The sequence below is a fragment of the Saccharopolyspora sp. ID03-671 genome, from assembly GCF_045278815.1.
GTDB lineage: Bacteria > Actinomycetota > Actinomycetes > Mycobacteriales > Pseudonocardiaceae > Saccharopolyspora > Saccharopolyspora ipomoeae.
Map to the genome: position 1 here is coordinate 103,946 of NZ_CP134054.1, position 15,749 is coordinate 119,694.

Below are 15,749 nucleotides of genomic sequence, written 5' to 3' on the forward strand. Positions count from 1 at the left end.
GCGCCAACGATTCGGAGCGAGGAAGAAGGTTGGCGTGCACGTTCCGGCAACGCTGGTCCGCGGCGGCACCAGCAAGTGTTGGTTGTTCGACGAGGCCGAGCTGCCCACGCCGGTGGGCGACATCGAGGCGTTGCTGGTCAACGCCTACGGCGCCGCCGATCCGGTCCAGCTCGACGGCATCGGCGGGGCCACCCCGACCACGTCCAAGGCCGCCGTGGTGCGTCCCTCCGGCACGCCCGGCGCGCACGTGGACTACCTGTTCGCGCAGGTCGGCATCGGGACCGGCCGGGTGGAGTGGGGCAGCAACTGCGGCAACTGCGCCACCGCGATCGCCCTGTGGTCGGTGGCGCGCGGACTGGTCGCGGCCACCGGCGACCGGACGCGGGTGGTCATGCGCAACACCAACACCGGCGCGGTCCTGGAGGCCGAGGTCGACACCCCCGGCGGTCAGGTGCCCGAGTTCGGCACCCAGACCGTGCCCGGCACGCGAGCCGGGGGAGTGGCGGTCGGGCTGACGTTCCTGGACCCGGCCGGCGGCACCACGGGCGCGTTGCTGCCCGGTGGCGAGGTCGTCGAGGACTGGGAGATCGAGGGCCTGCGCGCCCGGGTCACCATGATCGACGCCGGTGCGCCGATGGTGCTGCTGCGCGCCGACGGCCTCACCGGGGCCGAGAACCTCCGCGAGGTGGGTGAGCTCGTGGAGCCGCTGCGGCGGTTCCGCCACCGCGCGGCGTTGCGCATGGGCCTGACCGCGCCCGGTGATCCGATCACCGACGCGGTGCCCAAGGTCGGTCTGGTCGGCCCGCCGCGGGACTACCGGACCACGCTCGGCGACGAGGTCTCGGCCGCCGAGCACGACGTGTCGGTGCGGATGCTGTCGATGACCGCCCCGCACCCCGCGATCGGCCTCACCTCGGCCGTCGGCGTGGCCGCGGCCAACCTCCTCGACGGTTCCGTGGTGCACGCGGCCTCCGCTTCGCCCGGCCGCGGTGAGCTGCGGATCGCGACTCCAGCCGGTGTCATCGCCGTCACCAGCGGTGATATCACCACGTCAGGACCCGGGCGGGTCACCGTCCGCCGCGCGGCCCGCATCCTGTGCGCGGCCGACATCGTGGTCCCCGAGCCGATTCCCGCTTAGCATTCCGCTGATTCCCATCCCCCAAGGACAATGATGTCTCCTGAGCTGATCTCCATCGGCGCGCTCGGCGTGATGTTCGTCGTCGCGACCCTCTTACCCATCAACATCGGGATCCTCGCCTTCATCGGCGCGTTCGTCGTCGGCACCGCCTCCCTCGGGCTGAGCGAGGACGAGATCTTCGAGGGATTCCCCGTCTCGCTGTTCGTCACCATCGTCGGCGTCACCTACCTCTTCTCGGTGGCGCAGCGCAACGGCACGATCGACCTGCTGGTGCGGGTCGGGATCAGGCTGGTGCGCGGCAAGGCCGCACTGGTGCCCTGGGTGCTGTTCGGTGTCGCGGCGGTGCTCACCGCCTTCGGCACGTTCACCCCGGCCGCGGTGGCGCTGCTGGTGCCGGTCGGCATGAACTTCGCCTACCGCTACGGCATCAGCCAGCTCATGGTCGGCATGATGGTCATCAGCGGCGCGCACGCCGGTGCGTTCTCGCCGATCGCCGTGTCGGGCGCGCTCGTGCTCGGCATGGTCGACAGCACGCCGCTGGCGGTGTCGCCGCTCGCGCTGTTCCTGGCCAGCTTCGCCTTCAACGCCCTGCTCTCGGCGCTGACGTTCCTGATGCTGCGCCGCACCAACCCGGAGGCCGCGCCCGAGCAGGTCGCCGAGGAGGCCGAGGAGTCCGGCGCCGCGCGGGTGACGTGGCGGCAGGGCCTGACCCTGGTGGCGCTGGCGGTGCTGGTGATCGGGGCGCTGGGCTTCCACCTGGAGATCGGGTTCCTCGCGCTCGCGGCCGGTGCGGTGCTCGCGCTGGTGGACATGAAGAACCAGTCCAAGGCCGTCGAGGGCATCAGCTGGCACACGATCCTGCTGGTCGCGGGCATGGTGACCTACGTGGGAATCCTGGAGAAGGCGGGCACGATCGAGACGATCTCGCACGGCGCCGCCGGGATGGGCGCCCCGCTGTTCGTGGCGCTGCTGCTGTGCCTGGTCGTCGCTGTGGTGTCGGCGTTCGCCTCGTCGACGGCGATCCTGACCGCCATCATCCCGATCGCGGTGCCGCTGCTGCTGGCCAGCCACCTCAGCGCGGTGGGGCTGGTGGCCGCGCTGGCCATCTCGACGACCATCGTGGACACCTCGCCGTTCTCCACCAACGGTGCGCTGGTGCTCAGCAACGCGCGCGGCGTGGACCGGGAGCGCTTCTACAAGCGGATCATCGGCTACACGGCGGGAATCGTCGGCATCGGGCCGGTGCTGGCGTGGGGCTTCCTGGTCCTGCCCGCCTCGCTGTGAACCGCCGCTGATGCCGGTCGCGCACGCGCGGCCGGCATCAGCGCGCGGGCAGCACCCACGTCCGGACGTGGCGGACCAGGGCGATGAGCCGGTCGGTCGTGGCGCGGGAGGGATCGACCAGGCGGCGCTGCAGCAGCTCCCGGCCGGAGGCGTGCACCATCCGCGCGGTGTACTCGGGATCGGGGATGCCGGGCACGGCCTTCTCGATCTCCTGCTGCAGGAAGCGCAGCACGAGCTCCTCGGACTCGGCCAGGCGCCGGTGCAGCTGCGGGGGTGCGCCCTGCGGCGGGAACAGGAACAGCCGCCAGGTCGCCGGGTGCTCGTCGACGGCGTCGAGCATCCCGCAGAAGGTGCTGATCAACCGGTCCTCGTCGACCTGGTGCGCGGTGGCGCGGGCGAACTGGGCGCTCGCCCGCTCGGACTCGCGGTCGACGAGCGCGACGAACAGGCCCGGCAGGTCGCCGAAGAGCTGGTAGAGCACCGGGCGGGTGATGCCGGCGGCCTCGGCGATGCGGTTCGGGGTCGCCGCGTGGAAGCCGTCGGCGTCCACGATCTCGTGGGTCACGTCGAGGATCTGCTCGCGGCGGTCGACCGCGCTCATCCGCCTGCGCGCGTTGGGGGAGCCGGTCACCCTTGACACTCTAACCGACACCCGTCAACCTCTAAATAACAGGTTGAAAGTTGAGGTGTCACCGATGGCGCTCCACTACCCTGAACTCGCCGAAAGAGCCCGCGCGCAGCGGGAACGGCTCCCGGATCTCTACGGATCGATCGACTTCGACAGCACCCCGCACCGGTTCACCACCGACCCGCAGGTGAAGTCCGACCTCCCCGGCTGGGTGGGCGATCGCGAGACCATCCTCGCCGACGAGCCCGCCGTGGAGCTCATCCGCACCACCACGATGCTCGGCGACGTCGTGGCCGACGCCTACGCCGCCCTGTCCCGGGAACGCGGCGTGAACCCCCTGATCCGGATGCTGCAGCAGGCCTGCCGGTCCGGTGTGGACACCGTGCCCGACGCGCCCGAGGAACTCCGGGCGCTCATCGCCGCGATGGAGGACACCCCCGACTGGCTCGACATGGACCTGGTCGAGGAAGGCGCGCGCCAGCTGCGCATCGGAGCCGCGTTCCTGTCGCCCTACATCACCCGGGGCGCGTTCCTGGCGACCTTCATCAACACCTACGCCGCGCTGCCGATGGCGCTCACCGGCGCGCTGACCGGTCGCCGCGCGGCCCGGCGGGTCAACGAGACCGCCAACTTCTTCACCGTCACCACCCTGCCCGGCGCGCTGGGCCGCTACGGCGAGGGTTTCGAGGCCGCGGCGATGGTGCGGCTGATGCACTCGGTGGTGCGCTGCAACGCGCTGAGCAGCCCCGAGGGCTGGGACCCCGCGGTCTACGGGGTGCCGGTGCCGCAGGCCGACCAGATGCCGGCCGGGCTGATCAACATGTACCTGGCCGCGATGATGGCCACCGGTGCCGGGCGCACCGAGTTCACCGCGCGCGAGCGGGCGATGCTGGAGGTCAGCCGCTACCGCTGCTTCCTGCTGGGGCTGCCCGAGGAACTGCTGCCCACCACGGCCTCAGGCATCGTCGAGGTCTTCCACGCCCGCGCGGCCACCCTGCGCCGCGGGTTCGACGACGCCACCTGCGGTGAGCTGGTCCGGTCCACGATGGCCGCCGATCTCCGCCCCGGGAAGTCGTTGCTGGACCAGGCGGCCGAGACGGTGGAGCGCAGCTGGAGCCGGGCGTTCTTCCTCGGGATCTGCGGCGGCAACCGCAAGCGGGCCGAGCAGATGAACGTCCCCTTCGGACTGCTCGACGCCGCCTGCGTGGCCACCACGGCCCCGTTCGTGCTGGGCCGGTTCGTGACGATGGCGATCGCCGCCGAGCAGCCGCTGCTGCGCCGGATCGCCGACGGCTACACCACCCGGGTCGTCAAGCAGCGCCTCGCCGAGTACGGCAACGCCGAGTACACGACCCACGCCGCCACCTACCGCCGGGAGGTCACGACCCGGTGAGGTCGGCGGCGACGTCCCTCGCCCCGTACCCGTCGGGTGCCGCGACCTCGGTGACGGGTTCGGGGCGGTCGTCGAACTCCAGCCGCAGCGCCTTGGCGATCGTCGCGTGCATCTCGTACATGCAGGTGATGTAGGTCAGCTGCAGGATCTCCGGCTCGGTGAGGTGCTCCCGCAGCAGGTCGAACACCGCGTCCGGGACGCGGCCGCCGTCGAGCACCAGCGCGTCGGTGTAGGCCAGCACGGCGCGCTCCGCCGGCGAGTAGCAGTCGGCGACCTGCCAGGACGGCAGCGCGGCGATCTTGTCCTCGGCCGCGCCCAGGGCCCGCATCTGCTTGCAGTGCTGGGAGAACACGAATCGGCTCCCGCGCGCCCAGCCCGCCCGGCACTGGCCGAGCTCGCGGAGCAACGGGTCCAACGCGGACTCCCGGTAGAGCGCGAAGCCCCGCACCGCGTGCCGGAACACCTCGGGGGACTGGGCGAACACCGTCCACCAGTCACCGGGCGAGCCGGTCGCCGTGCCGTGCTCGACGGCCGGGTCCCGGTCGGGGCCGAAGAGCCGGTCGTAGAAGAACAGGATCCGCTCATCGGTGACCTCGGCGCGCGGGACCTCACGCAGGCGCGGCATGGTGCTCCACCACCGTCCGGTCGGCGGCGGTCTTGGGCGCGTGGGAAACGTCGGCGTCGGTGAACTCCCTGGTCCAGCAGGCGAATTCGAGCAGGACGCCGTCCGGGTCCTGGAAGTAGAACGACCGCACGAAAACGCCGTCGTGCATCTCGCGGGCCACCGTCGACGGGCTGTCGTCGTGGTTCAGGATCGGGCTGACCTCAACGCCCTTGTCCCGCAACCGTTCCCGGTACTCCTCGAACTTCGCGACCGGCACGTGGAAGGCCACGTGGTTCATCGACCCGACGGCGCTGAGCAGCTCGCCCTCGCCGGGGCGCGAGGCCGGTGCCGAGATGCCGGGGGCGGAGTCGGGAGCGTCCGGGAACCAGAAGAACGCCACGCAGTCCCCGCCGCCGCAGTCGAAGAAGAAGTGCTGGCCGGAGCCGCCGGGCAGGTCGATGGTCTTGATCAGCGGCATGCCGAGCACGCCGCTGTAGAAGTCGATGGTGCGCTGCATGTCGGACGAGACGAGCGCCAGGTGGTTGATGCCACCGAGCTCGAACTCCGGATTGGTCGTCGGCATGGACGCCTCCGTTGTTGACTTGACAGTCATATCAACTTTTCAGACCCTGTGATCGTGAGTCGGGCCGCTCCGGCTTGTCAAGGTTCGCGGGGAGGGGAAAATCGTGTCCAGCAGCGAGGATTCACCCGTCCAGCCGCTGACCGAGCGCGGTGCCCGGACCCGCGAGAAGCTGCTGGCCGCGGCCCGGGAGGTGTTCGAGGAGCGGGGTTTCCCGGACACCCGGATCGCCCACATCGCCGAGCGCGCCGGAGTCGCCTACGGCTCGTTCTACACCTACTTCCCGTCCAAGCAGGCGGTCTTCCTGGAGCTGGCGGACCGGTTGTTCGCGGAGATGACCGACCGGCGCGCGCTGCCCGCGGGCCGGTCCCCGGCGGCGCGGATCCGGCGGGCCAACCGCGCCTACTACGAGGCCTACCTGCGCACGCGCGGATGATGGCCATCGTCGAGCAGGTCGCCACGCTCGACGAGGAGTTCCAGGAGCTGCGGCGCAAGCACCGCGCCCAGTCGATCACCCGCACGGCCCGCGCGCTGCGCCGCTGGCAGCGGGACGGCTTGATCCCCGGCGACCTGGACCCGGAGCTCACCGCCCGGGCCCTGGCGGCCATGATCGACCACTCGCTGTACCTCGGGATCGTCCAGGGCGACGACCCGACTGGCACCGAGCGCCTCCTGGACACCCTCGACCTGCTCACCCACCGTGCCCTCGGTCTCCCGCCCGAGACCGGGGGAGGGGCGCTCGGGTAGCTTGCGGCGACGGTTCGGCGCGAGATCGCGCCGAGCGAGCTGTGGGAACGGAGCGGAGTCACCGATGGCGGACCGGATCTTCCTCGACAAGCAGACCCCTTCGGCGTTCAAGGCGCTGTCCGCGACGGCGACGGAGATCCGATCGCGCGCGCGTGAGATCGGCCTGGACCGGGTGCTGCTGGAACTGGTCAACATCCGCGCGTCCCAGCTCAACGGCTGCGCGTTCTGCCTCGATCGGCACACCCGCCTCGCCCTGGAGGCGGGTGACACACCGGAGCGGCTGGGCGTGCTGCCGGCCTGGCGCGAGACCGAGCTGTTCACCGACAAGGAGCGGGCCGCTCTGGAGCTCGCCGAGGCCGTGACGCTGGTCGCCGCGCAGCGGCCCGGCCAGGACACCAGCGACCAGGTCCGCGCGGTCCTGTCGGACGACGAGGTCTCGGTGATCACCTGGGCCGCGATCACGATCAACGCGTTCAACCGCGTCTCGATCCTCTCCGGTCATCCGGTCCGCCGACGCAGCGCGAACTCCTGACGAACTCGGACGTGGTGGGTACCGTGTTGGGAAATGCCCGTCATGCGGTGTTGTTCGTGGGTCCTGTTGCGGAGGCGTCACTTTCGCCACTCCTGACCCGGATGTACCGCCGGAATCAGGTGTTTCGCGGGCGGTGAGCTGGGAAGCGGACTCACAAGCCGGATGATCTTCACCTGAACAGGGGGCGGATTTCGGGTATTTCGCCCCTGTCCAGGCGTGGAGTGATGCACGGTACGTAGTGGAGTCTGGCGATCACGGGGTGCGATGCGGAGACTCAGGGCCATGTCGCAAGCACCGACTCACACTCCGTACACCCCGGCCCAGTACGAGCGTCCGCGCAACGACCACCCCTTCAGCTACAACCCGTGGGGTGCCCCCGAACGCGAACCCGAGCGCGAGCGCGAACCCGAGCAGAAGATCGCAGCGGCACCCGAGGACTCCGCCCCGCGTCCCACGCTGCGCGGGGTCGAGAAGCTGCTTCGCCCCTCCGCCAAGAAGCGCGGCATGACCGCCGTGGTCCTCGGCGCCGCCCTGCTGAGCAGCGGGGCCACGGCCGCCGCCACCTACGGGCTCGTCTCCCACGTCGCGCAGCCGGCCGCCTCCCCGCAGGCGACCGCCGCGGCGGTGCAGCCCAGCGTCGTGTCGCTGGAGCTGAAGGGACCGGAGGGGCGCAGCACCGGCAGCGGTGTCGTCCTCGACGAGGGCGGGCGAATCCTCACCAACAACCACGTGGTGGCCAAGTCGGGCGGCGCGCCCGTGACCGTGACCTTCAACGACGGCCGGAAGGCGCAGGCGCGCGTCCTGCAGCAGGACGCCGGACGCGATCTGGCGGTGGTCCAGGCCGAGGGCGTGCGGGACCTGACGCCCGCGAAGCTCGCCTACGGTTCCGACGTCGAGGTCGGCCAGCAGGTCATCGCGATCGGCTCACCGCTGGGACTGTCCGGCACCGTCACCAGCGGCATCGTCAGCGCGCTGCACCGCAGCGTCCCGACCGGCGAAGGCCCGGGACTGGGCGATGCCATTCAGACCGACGCGGCGATCAACCCCGGCAACTCCGGTGGTCCGCTGGTCAACATGGACGGCGAGGTCGTCGGGATCAACACCGCCGTCGCCAGCGGCAAGGGCGGCTCCGAAGCGGCCGGTCTCGGCTTCACCGTCCCGATCGACCAGGCGCGCGGGCTCGTCGACGGTCCCGCGCGCTGAGTCAACGCTCGTGCCCGCGCGGGCGCACCCCGTGATCGGCGAGGTGCTCGCGGATCTGCTTGCGGGCGCGGTGCAGCCGGCTGACGACCGTCCCGATCGGGACGTCGAGTGCGAGCGCGGCTTCGGCGTAGGACAGGCCCTCGATGTCGACGAGGTCGACGACCTTGCGGTTCGGCTGGCGCAGCGCGCCCAGCGCCTGCTCGACGGCGTCGTCGAAGGCGTCGTCGACCACGACGTTCTCCGGTGACCCGTGCGGGTCGAGATCGCGGAGGTCGTCGTCGCGCTCCGCGGAGGCGAACATGAGCAGCGGGGTGCGGCGGCGAATCCTGCTGATGTGCGTGTTGTGCAGGATGCGCAGCAGCCACGCGCGCGGGAAGTAGCCGTCGAAGTCGGTGATGCCCCGGTAGGCCCGCAGGAGGGTCTCCTGCGCGAGGTCCTCGGCATCGGCGGGCTGGTCGGTGAGCGACCGCGCCACCCGCAGCAGCAGCGGGATCTCCGGGACGATGTAGTGATCGAACCGCTGCTGCTTCTCGACCACGGAGAAAGTGTCGGCCTTGTCCACGGTCTCGACACCCCCTTCTGCGCGGAAGAGCGGGCTTCCGCCCGGTGCCGGTCGTGTTCTTCTGGGTTGCGATCCGGTTCACCAAGCAGCATCGCGGGTATCCGGCGAAGGGCACAGGGCAGAAAGTCATGCCCCGGAAAGTCGGAGGGGGTGCCGGTGCGCGAAACCCGGAGCGCGTGGTGAAACCCCGTGTAGACTGGGAGGGTCTGCACCCACGTGCGGTGGCCTGCCCGAGAGGTGGTGTGCGGTGAGAACGTGGTTCGAGCCCCTGCGACGCAACCAGCGGTCCCAGAAGTGGGCGCAGCGCGCCGAGCACGAGCGCAGGAGGCAGTGCTCCGAGGCGCTTTCCCTGCTGCAGCCCTACCTCGACGGGAGCCTCGAACCCGACGAGGCCGAGGTGTTCGAGCTCCACCTCGACGCGTGCCGGGCGTGCGGCCTGGAACTGCAGGTCTACCGCGACATCAAGGGCACGCTCGCCGATCGCAGGAGCGCACCCGACCGCGCGGCGGTGTCGCGGCTGCGGCAGTTCGTCGCCGGACTGCACCACCGCTACTGAAAATTCCCGACATCACGGCATTCTGGCGAACCACAGCACCGACAGCGCGCCGGCCGCGACCAGGGCCACGAGCGCGGACAGGAAGAACCAGTCGCTGATGTCCACCGGCACGATCGGCCGCGACACGTTCTCGCCGATGTTGCTGTAGATGGCCTGCAGGTCCTGCTCGGTGGCGGCGGTGAAGGTGAGCCCGCCGGTGTCGCGGGCCAGGCGCTCCAGCTCGCGGGTGTCCAGCGGCACGTTCACCTGTCCTTGGGCGAGCTGGACGCTGCCCGTCGGGGTGCCGACGGCGATCGTCGAGATCGGGACGTGGGCCGCGCGGGCGGCGTCGATCGCGGCCTCCGGCGGCGGGCCGGTGTTGCTCAGGCCGTCGGAGAGCACGATGATCCCCGCGGCGCTGCCGCCCGTGGCGCGCAGCGTGTTGAGCGAGGTCAGCACCGCCTGGCTGAGCGAGGTGTTGGACTGGAACCGCAGCCCGTTGAGCGCGTCGGTCACCGCCTGGTGGTTCTCGGTGGGCGGCACGTCGACGTTGGCGGAGGCCGCGAAGCTGACCAGCCCGACCTGGGTGTCGGACGGGACCGAGTCCAGGAAGTCGCGCACGGCGGTCTTCATCGCGTCGGTCCTGCTCGGCGGCACGTCGCGGGCCATCATCGACGGCGAGACGTCCACCGCCAGCACGACCACGCTGCTGCGGGAGGGGTCGGGCATCCGCACGGTCGGCCCTGACAGCCCCAGCACCATGATCAGCGCGGCGAGCAGCAGCAGCGCGGGCGGGAGGTGCCTGCGCCAGGCCGGACGACGCGGCATCACCGAGTTCAGCAGGTCCAGGTTGGTCAGCGTGACGGTGTAGCGCATCCGCCTGCGCTGGGCCAGGACGTAGCCCGCCGCCAGCGCCGCGACGAGCACGAGCAGCCACAACCAGGCCGGTGTCGCGAAGCTCAAGCCACCCATGATGACCGCCGATAGCCGAATTGCCGGTGCCGCCGGAGCTGGAAGAACCGCACCAGCTGGCCGATCCAGTCCTCGTCGGTGCGCAGCCGCAGGTGTTCGGCACCGGCGTTGCGCAGGACTCGGGCGATGCCCTCGCGCTGCTGCCGGGCCGCCTCCTCGTACCGCTCGCGCAGCCCCCGGTCGAGGGTGTCGACGGTCAGCCGCTCACCCGTCTCCGGGTCTTCGACCACCAGCGATCCCACCGCGGGCAGGCGCATCTCCAGCGGGTCGACGAGCTCCACCGCCACCACCGTGTGCCGCTGGCAGAGCCGGTGCAGCTCGTTGTACCAGCCGGGTTCGACGAGGAAGTCGGAGAGGACCGCGATGAAACCGCGCCGCGGCGCCACCGTCGCGACCTGGGTCAGGGCGGGCCGCAGATCCGTGCGCCCGGCCGGCGGATCGGGCCGGGCGTCGCGGGTGTTGAGCTGCGCGATGCGGTGCAGCGCCGCCTGCAGGTGGATCTTGCCCGACCGCAGCGGCCACACCTCGGTGCCGTCGTCGACGACGAGCACCGCGCCGATCCGGTTGGCGAGCCACGCGGCGGCGAACCCGAACGCCGCGGCGCCGAACAGCGCGAGCTCGCGCTTCTCCCCGCCCCGGGTGCCGAACGACTGGCTCGCCGACAGGTCGACGACCAGCCACACGTCGAGCTCGTGGTCCCGGATCGGGTCGCGCACGTGGGTGTGGGTGGTGCGGGCGGTGAGGTTCCAGTCGATCAACCGGACGTCGTCGCCCGGCACGTACAACCGCCCCTCACCGGCCTCGTTGCCCGGTCCGGGGAACAAGCCCTGGTAGTCGCCGTGCACGGCACCGGCCAACCGCTGGTTGACCAGGAGCTCCAGCTGCGCCAGGACCCGTCGGGTCGCCGGCTGCTCGTGGTGGGCGCGCATCAGGACCGCCCCCGCAGCGCGGAGCGGGCCTTGGCCGGTCGCGGCTGGTGCACGCGATCGAGCACCTTGCCGACGATGTCGTCGGCGGTGACGCCGTCGGCCAGGGCCTCGTAGGTCAGCACCAGCCGGTGCCGCAGCACTGCCGGAGCGACGTGGTGGACGTCCTCGGGCACGGCGTAGCCCCGGCCGTGGATGAGGGCGAACGCCCGCGCCGCGGCGATGAGCCCGAGGCTCGCGCGCGGGCTCGCGCCGACCGCGAGATACGGTGCCACGTCGGAGAATCCGAGCTCACCGGGTGTGCGGGTCGACATCACCAGCGCCACCGCGTACTCCATCACCAGCGGGTCGACGTAGACCTGGGCGGCGGAGTCCTGCAGGGCGGCCAGGCGCTCGGCGTCGAGGACCTGCTGCGGTTTCGGCGCGCCGGCGCTCATCCGCCGCACGATCTCCAGCTCGTCCCCGGCCTGCGGGTAGTTGATGAGGATCTTGACCAGGAACCGGTCCCGCTGCGCCTCGGGCAGCGGGTACACGCCCTCGGTCTCGATGGGGTTCTGGGTGGCCATCACCAGGAACGGGCGCGGCATCGCCCATGTCTGCCCGCCGATGCTGACCTGGCGCTCGGCCATCACCTCCAGCATCGCCGACTGCACCTTCGCCGGTGCCCGGTTGATCTCGTCGGCGAGCACGAAGTTGGTGAACACCGGACCGAGCTCGATGTCGAAATCCTCGCGGGAGGCCCGGTAGATGCGGGTGCCGACGATGTCGGACGGGACGAGGTCGGGGGTGAACTGGATGCGCGTGAAGTTCACGTCGACCGCGGCCGCGAGAGTCTTGATGGTCAGCGTCTTGGCGACGCCGGGCAGCCCTTCGAGCAGGCAGTGCCCACCGGCGAGCAGGCACACCACGATCTCCTCGGTCTCCTGCTCGTGACCGACGATGACCTTCTTGAGCTCCCAGAGCAGGCCGCGCATCACCTCCCCCTCGCGGTGGCGGAGGATTTCCGACTCCTCACCCAGGTTCCACGCCGTGTTGTCGTTCATGGGTCGAACTCCCGCCTGTTTGGGGCGATCAGGTGTGGTGCCCGGTGGAGTAGCCGAGCGCGGCGCGGGCCAGCGCGGCGCGGTCGAGCAGTTGCATGTGCGCGTAGCCGTTGTCGACGATGTCGTGCTGGGCGAGTTGGCCGACGACGCGGCTGACGCTGCTGCGCTGCACGCCGAGCAGCTCGGCGATCATCTGGTGGGTCAGCCGGGTGACGTCGCTATCGGCGAACTCGTGCAGCAGCAGCGACGAGATCTGCGCCCGCAGGTCACCGGCCAGCAGGTCCAGCAGCCGGCGCTCGTAGGAGGCCGTCCGGCACGCCATCGCGTCGGTCCACCGCAGGGCGAACTCGGGGTAGCGCTGGATCAGCCAGCGGAACTCGTCGCCGGGCACGCGGATGATGTCGGTGTGCAGCAGCGCGGTGGCGTCCTTCTCGGCGCGGGTCTCGGTCATCACCTCGACGTCGCCGACGATCCCGCTGTCGCGCAGCAGCATCAGCGTCGCCGAGCCCGGGCTGCGCAGTGCGATGAGACCGCGCTCGATGAGGGATACGGCTCGCACCTGCGTCCCCACGGCGAAGATCCGGTCGCCGGGAGCGAGGCTGTGGCGCGGCAGGTGGGGTGCGAGCACGCGGAGCGAGGTGCGCAGCTGCTGGTCGATGAACGAGCGCGTCCCGGTCAGTGGGTCACCCGCGGCGCGCGACGGTGTCTCCGGCATCGGTGCACCTCCTCCGCTGGAAGCGGTGCGCCTCGCCGTGGGGCGAGGCGCACCGGGTGGGTACTCAGTTGGGACCGTTGTTGGAGCTGCCGTTGTCGAGGTCGCCCTGGCGGTCCTGGTTGTTGTTGTCGGACTGGTTGTCGTTGAGATCCGACCGGTTGTTGTCGTTGTTGTTGTTGAGATCCGACCGGTTGTCGTTGAGGTTCGACTGGTTCTGGTCGTTGAGCTGGCCGCTGGGCTGGCCGTTGCCCCCTCCCAGCGCCTTGTTGGCCAGCAGGTTGCCGTTGCCCTGCTCGTCCTGGACGGCGTTGGCCTTGACGGTGACCGACTCGGCGGCGTCGGCGGCGGCCCGGTTGAAGTTGACCAGGAGGCTGCTCTCGTCGACCTCGACGACGCTGGTAGCGTCGATGCGGTCGCCGGCCTGGGTGACGAGCTGGAACCCGCTCTTGTCGTACTCCTTGTTGTCATCGATCGGCTCGTCGAAGTCCAGCCGGATCTGGCCGGTTCCGGAGTCGAGCGAAGCGCCCGTGAGGTCGGGCCCGGAGGTGAGGCTGCCGGACTTGGATCCGCCGATGGACTCGTCGCCCACCACGTTCGGGGTGGCCGAACCGTCGGAGGACTTGACGGCGTCCTGGTTGACCGCGGCCAGGCTGATCTGGTCGCCGTAGTTCTGGATCTCCGGGTAGGCGACCCGAACGACGTTGGCCGACGGCTGGACGACGCTGCTGCCCTCGATCGCCTTGCCATCGGCGGTGTAGGCCACGAAGCCCTGCGGCGAGTTGACCGTCACCGGCTGATCGAAGGTGTAGTCGAACTGGGTGCGTCCGATGAGCCCGCTGACCGATGAGAGGTCGGGCGCGGTGGTGGGGTCGCCGACCGAGCTGGGCGCGTTCTGCACGCCTCTGGTGTCGGTGACGGCATCCGCCTTGGCGAAGTGCTTCACACCGTCCTCGACCTGGGAGTCGAACTGGACGGTGACGGTCCGGTCCTCGGAGTCGGTGGTGACGATGGACTTACCGTCGATCTCTCGACCGTCCAGCGTGTACAGACCCAGGTTCGAGGCGTTTGCCCCGCCGTCCTTGAGGCTCCGGTCGAACGTGTACGTCACCTGATCGAGAGTCGGGTTGGCACTTGCGCTCTCCAGTCGTGGCGCGTCGGTGCCGTTGACGCGAGCGCCGCCGCCCTGGAGCTCGTTGGTGTTGGGCAGGTTGGTGCGTCCGGTCTCGTTCTGCACCGCTTGCGAGTCCGTGATCGCCACGGTGAACGCACGAACATCGGTACCGGGTGCGTACTCGGTGAGCACGGCGTTGGTGTCGCCCTCGACGATCTTGGCGGTCTGCGCCTTGGCTGTGGCACCGGTGGAGAACCCGGACAGCTGGAACGACGAAGCGTTGCCGACGTCGGTAACCGGCTTGGAGAAGGTGTACCTGACCTGCTCGGGTGCGTTGTCATCGAGGTTCTCGCTGACAACCTGCACGTTGTCCACGGTCATCCCGGTGTCGATGCCGCCCTGCATCTGGTCGCCCCTGCCCTCGTTCTGGCCGGGTGCCTGGCCGCCGGGTGGTTGCTCTTCGAGCGGCGGCGGGCTCGGGGGAGCGGGGCTCGGGGGAGCGGGCGGAGCCGGAGGCGGTGGAGGCGGGCCCTGAGCGAGTACTCCGGTGCCACCCATCGCGATCAGCACGCCGCTCGCGCCCGCGGCGGCGATGATCGCGGCCGTGCGGCGCGTTCTCTCACTGCGCGCTCGGTTGTTGTTGGACATCACGGTCTCCTCCCGCATGTCATGCGAATCCGTACACGGGGGAACGCCGACCGGCAGGAGAACCTTTCGAATTGTCCGCAATCAGACCAAGTGGCGAGGGTTTTGGGGTGGGGGAGGTTTTCATGAAAACTTCCCCCACCCCGGGAAACTCAGCGCATTCCCGCCGGTCCGACGTAGGTGGCGGGTTCGGGGCGGCGCTGAGCGTAGGTCCGGCTCGCGTGCTCGACGAGGGTGATCAGCACTTCCTTGGCTGAATTCTTTTCCCGAACGTCGCAGAGCACGACGGGAATTCCCGGATCCAGGTCGAGGGCGTTCGCCACGGTGCTGACGTCGTAGTGGCGCGAGCCGTCGAAGTGGTTGACCGCCACGATGAACGGGATCTCGCGCCGCTCGAAGTAGTCGACGGCGGCGAAGCAGTCGCGCAACCGGCGGGTGTCGGCGAGAACCACGGCGCCGAGCGCACCTTGGGCGATGTCGTCCCAGAAGAACCAGAACCGGTCCTGGCCGGGAGTCCCGAACAGGTAGAGCGCGAAGCGGTCTCGCAGTGTGATCTTGCCGAAGTCCATCGCCACCGTGGTGGTGGTTTTCTGCTCCACCCCGTCGGTGCGGTCCACCTGGGCCCCGGCCTCGGTGAGCCGTTCCTCGGTGCGCAGCGGCTGGATCTCGCTGACGGTGCCGACCATCGTGGTCTTGCCGACTCCGAAACCGCCCGCGATGAGGATCTTGAGCGCCATCGGGCCGTCAGAGCGCGCGGAGACCATCGATTACCTCCTGGAGGATGTTCTCGCTCGGCAGCTCGCGAGCCGGGGTCGGGCGCTCGACCCGGATGTGCCCGGCTTCGACGAGGTCGGCGAGCAGGACGCGGACGACGCTCAGCGGGAGGTCCGAGCGGGCCGAGATCTCGGCGACCGGCGTCGGGTGCCCCCGGCACAGGTCGAGGATCCCGGCCTGCTCGGGGGTGAGCGTCAAGTCGTGCTCGGGTGTGGTGCGGGCGGCGACGAGGGCGATGACGTCCAGGCTGGTGTGCTGGGGTTTCGCGCGACCCTGGGTGAGCGCGAACAGCCGCACCATCGGGCCCGCCTCGTCGTCGAACCAGTGATCCGGTGCGTTCACGATGCGGCTCCCGCC

The 15,749-nt window shown here is 70.3% G+C and carries 19 protein-coding genes; 8 read left to right on the forward strand and 11 right to left on the reverse strand.

Annotation, left to right across the window (positions count from 1 at the left end; translation table 11 throughout):
• The first annotated feature begins 34 nt into the window (after positions 1–34).
• Together REH65_RS00530 and REH65_RS00535 are read left to right on the forward strand one after the other, a co-directional pair.
• On the forward strand, positions 35–1,138 hold the full coding sequence (locus REH65_RS00530) for a PrpF domain-containing protein (RefSeq protein ID WP_406690757.1): 1,104 nt from the start codon (positions 35–37) through the stop codon (positions 1,136–1,138).
• Positions 1,139–1,168: 30 nt separating this feature from the next.
• Positions 1,169–2,422, forward strand: coding sequence for an SLC13 family permease (locus REH65_RS00535; protein WP_406690758.1), 1,254 nt, complete (start codon positions 1,169–1,171; stop codon positions 2,420–2,422).
• A gap of 37 nt (positions 2,423–2,459) precedes the next feature.
• On the opposite strand, the gene REH65_RS00540 is transcribed toward REH65_RS00535, so the two are convergent.
• The gene (locus tag REH65_RS00540) at positions 2,460–3,053 is read right to left on the reverse strand and encodes a TetR/AcrR family transcriptional regulator (RefSeq protein WP_281454057.1); all 594 of its coding nucleotides are present in this window, start codon (positions 3,051–3,053) and stop codon (positions 2,460–2,462) included.
• A 64-nt stretch (positions 3,054–3,117) separates the two neighbouring features.
• Between REH65_RS00540 and REH65_RS00545 the strand changes: the two genes are divergently transcribed.
• On the forward strand, positions 3,118–4,443 hold the full coding sequence (locus tag REH65_RS00545; RefSeq protein WP_406690759.1) for a hypothetical protein: 1,326 nt from the start codon (positions 3,118–3,120) through the stop codon (positions 4,441–4,443).
• Here the strand turns inward: REH65_RS00545 and REH65_RS00550 are convergent.
• On the reverse strand, positions 4,430–5,068 hold the full coding sequence (locus REH65_RS00550) for a carboxymuconolactone decarboxylase family protein (RefSeq protein ID WP_406690760.1): 639 nt from the start codon (positions 5,066–5,068) through the stop codon (positions 4,430–4,432). The genes REH65_RS00545 and REH65_RS00550 overlap by 14 nt on opposite strands.
• Positions 5,052–5,630, reverse strand: coding sequence for a VOC family protein (locus REH65_RS00555; protein ID WP_406690761.1), 579 nt, complete (start codon positions 5,628–5,630; stop codon positions 5,052–5,054). The genes REH65_RS00550 and REH65_RS00555 overlap by 17 nt, the downstream gene beginning before the upstream one ends.
• A gap of 103 nt (positions 5,631–5,733) precedes the next feature.
• On the opposite strand from REH65_RS00555, the gene REH65_RS00560 reads away from it, so the two are divergent.
• The 4 genes from REH65_RS00560 (at position 5,734) to REH65_RS00575 (ending at position 8,109) form a co-directional block, all read left to right on the forward strand.
• Positions 5,734–6,063 carry a TetR/AcrR family transcriptional regulator gene (locus tag REH65_RS00560; protein ID WP_406690762.1) on the forward strand — a complete coding sequence of 110 codons (330 nt, stop codon included), beginning with the start codon at positions 5,734–5,736 and terminating at the stop codon, positions 6,061–6,063.
• Positions 6,060–6,374 carry a hypothetical protein gene (locus REH65_RS00565; protein ID WP_406690763.1) on the forward strand — a complete coding sequence of 105 codons (315 nt, stop codon included), beginning with the start codon at positions 6,060–6,062 and terminating at the stop codon, positions 6,372–6,374. The genes REH65_RS00560 and REH65_RS00565 overlap by 4 nt, the downstream gene beginning before the upstream one ends.
• Before the next feature lie 64 nt (positions 6,375–6,438).
• On the forward strand, positions 6,439–6,906 hold the full coding sequence (locus REH65_RS00570) for a carboxymuconolactone decarboxylase family protein (protein WP_406690764.1): 468 nt from the start codon (positions 6,439–6,441) through the stop codon (positions 6,904–6,906).
• A 282-nt stretch (positions 6,907–7,188) separates the two neighbouring features.
• Complete coding sequence (locus REH65_RS00575) at positions 7,189–8,109, forward strand: S1C family serine protease (RefSeq protein ID WP_406690765.1); 921 nt, start codon at positions 7,189–7,191, stop codon at positions 8,107–8,109.
• Between the two features lies 1 nt (position 8,110).
• Here the strand turns inward: REH65_RS00575 and REH65_RS00580 are convergent, their stop codons facing one another.
• Positions 8,111–8,671 (reverse strand): RNA polymerase sigma factor, encoded by a 561-nt coding sequence (locus REH65_RS00580; RefSeq protein ID WP_406690766.1) that lies wholly within the window; start codon positions 8,669–8,671, stop codon positions 8,111–8,113.
• Between the two features lie 247 nt (positions 8,672–8,918).
• Between REH65_RS00580 and REH65_RS00585 the strand changes: the two genes are divergently transcribed.
• On the forward strand, positions 8,919–9,227 hold the full coding sequence (locus tag REH65_RS00585; RefSeq protein WP_406690767.1) for an anti-sigma factor family protein: 309 nt from the start codon (positions 8,919–8,921) through the stop codon (positions 9,225–9,227).
• A 12-nt stretch (positions 9,228–9,239) separates the two neighbouring features.
• Here the strand turns inward: REH65_RS00585 and REH65_RS00590 are convergent, their stop codons facing one another.
• The 7 genes from REH65_RS00590 to REH65_RS00620 form a co-directional block, all read right to left on the reverse strand.
• Positions 9,240–10,169, reverse strand: coding sequence for a VWA domain-containing protein (locus REH65_RS00590; RefSeq protein WP_406690768.1), 930 nt, complete (start codon positions 10,167–10,169; stop codon positions 9,240–9,242).
• Positions 10,166–11,107 carry a DUF58 domain-containing protein gene (locus REH65_RS00595; protein WP_406690769.1) on the reverse strand — a complete coding sequence of 314 codons (942 nt, stop codon included), beginning with the start codon at positions 11,105–11,107 and terminating at the stop codon, positions 10,166–10,168. Before REH65_RS00595 ends, REH65_RS00590 begins: the two co-directional genes overlap by 4 nt.
• Positions 11,107–12,147, reverse strand: coding sequence for an AAA family ATPase (locus REH65_RS00600; RefSeq protein WP_406690770.1), 1,041 nt, complete (start codon positions 12,145–12,147; stop codon positions 11,107–11,109). Before REH65_RS00600 ends, REH65_RS00595 begins: the two co-directional genes overlap by 1 nt.
• Positions 12,148–12,175: 28 nt before the next feature.
• Positions 12,176–12,862, reverse strand: coding sequence for a Crp/Fnr family transcriptional regulator (locus tag REH65_RS00605; protein ID WP_281454069.1), 687 nt, complete (start codon positions 12,860–12,862; stop codon positions 12,176–12,178).
• 64 nt (positions 12,863–12,926) lie between these two features.
• Entirely contained in the window at positions 12,927–14,621 is a 1,695-nt protein-coding gene (locus REH65_RS00610; RefSeq protein WP_406690771.1) for a hypothetical protein, read from the reverse strand.
• Between the two features lie 149 nt (positions 14,622–14,770).
• Positions 14,771–15,382, reverse strand: coding sequence for a GTP-binding protein (locus REH65_RS00615; RefSeq protein ID WP_406690772.1), 612 nt, complete (start codon positions 15,380–15,382; stop codon positions 14,771–14,773).
• Positions 15,363–15,734, reverse strand: a complete 372-nt coding sequence (locus REH65_RS00620; RefSeq protein ID WP_281454072.1) for a DUF742 domain-containing protein — start codon at positions 15,732–15,734, stop codon at positions 15,363–15,365. Before REH65_RS00620 ends, REH65_RS00615 begins: the two co-directional genes overlap by 20 nt.
• Positions 15,735–15,749 lie beyond the last annotated feature (15 nt).

Bases quoted from the DNA above. Each gene is read 5' to 3' on its own strand.
- REH65_RS00535 (WP_406690758.1), top strand. From the start codon at position 1,169: ATGATGTCTCCTGAGCTGATCTCCATCGGCGCGCTCGGCGTGATGTTC.
- REH65_RS00545 (WP_406690759.1), top strand. From the start codon at position 3,118: ATGGCGCTCCACTACCCTGAACTCGCCGAAAGAGCCCGCGCGCAGCGG.
- REH65_RS00550 (WP_406690760.1), bottom strand. From the start codon at position 5,068: ATGCCGCGCCTGCGTGAGGTCCCGCGCGCCGAGGTCACCGATGAGCGG.
- REH65_RS00555 (WP_406690761.1), bottom strand. From the start codon at position 5,630: ATGCCGACGACCAATCCGGAGTTCGAGCTCGGTGGCATCAACCACCTG.
- REH65_RS00565 (WP_406690763.1), top strand. From the start codon at position 6,060: ATGATGGCCATCGTCGAGCAGGTCGCCACGCTCGACGAGGAGTTCCAG.
- REH65_RS00570 (WP_406690764.1), top strand. From the start codon at position 6,439: ATGGCGGACCGGATCTTCCTCGACAAGCAGACCCCTTCGGCGTTCAAG.
- REH65_RS00575 (WP_406690765.1), top strand. From the start codon at position 7,189: ATGTCGCAAGCACCGACTCACACTCCGTACACCCCGGCCCAGTACGAG.
- REH65_RS00595 (WP_406690769.1), bottom strand. From the start codon at position 11,107: ATGCGCGCCCACCACGAGCAGCCGGCGACCCGACGGGTCCTGGCGCAG.
- REH65_RS00600 (WP_406690770.1), bottom strand. From the start codon at position 12,147: ATGAACGACAACACGGCGTGGAACCTGGGTGAGGAGTCGGAAATCCTC.
- REH65_RS00605 (WP_281454069.1), bottom strand. From the start codon at position 12,862: ATGCCGGAGACACCGTCGCGCGCCGCGGGTGACCCACTGACCGGGACG.
- REH65_RS00610 (WP_406690771.1), bottom strand. From the start codon at position 14,621: ATGTCCAACAACAACCGAGCGCGCAGTGAGAGAACGCGCCGCACGGCC.
- REH65_RS00615 (WP_406690772.1), bottom strand. From the start codon at position 15,382: ATGGTCTCCGCGCGCTCTGACGGCCCGATGGCGCTCAAGATCCTCATC.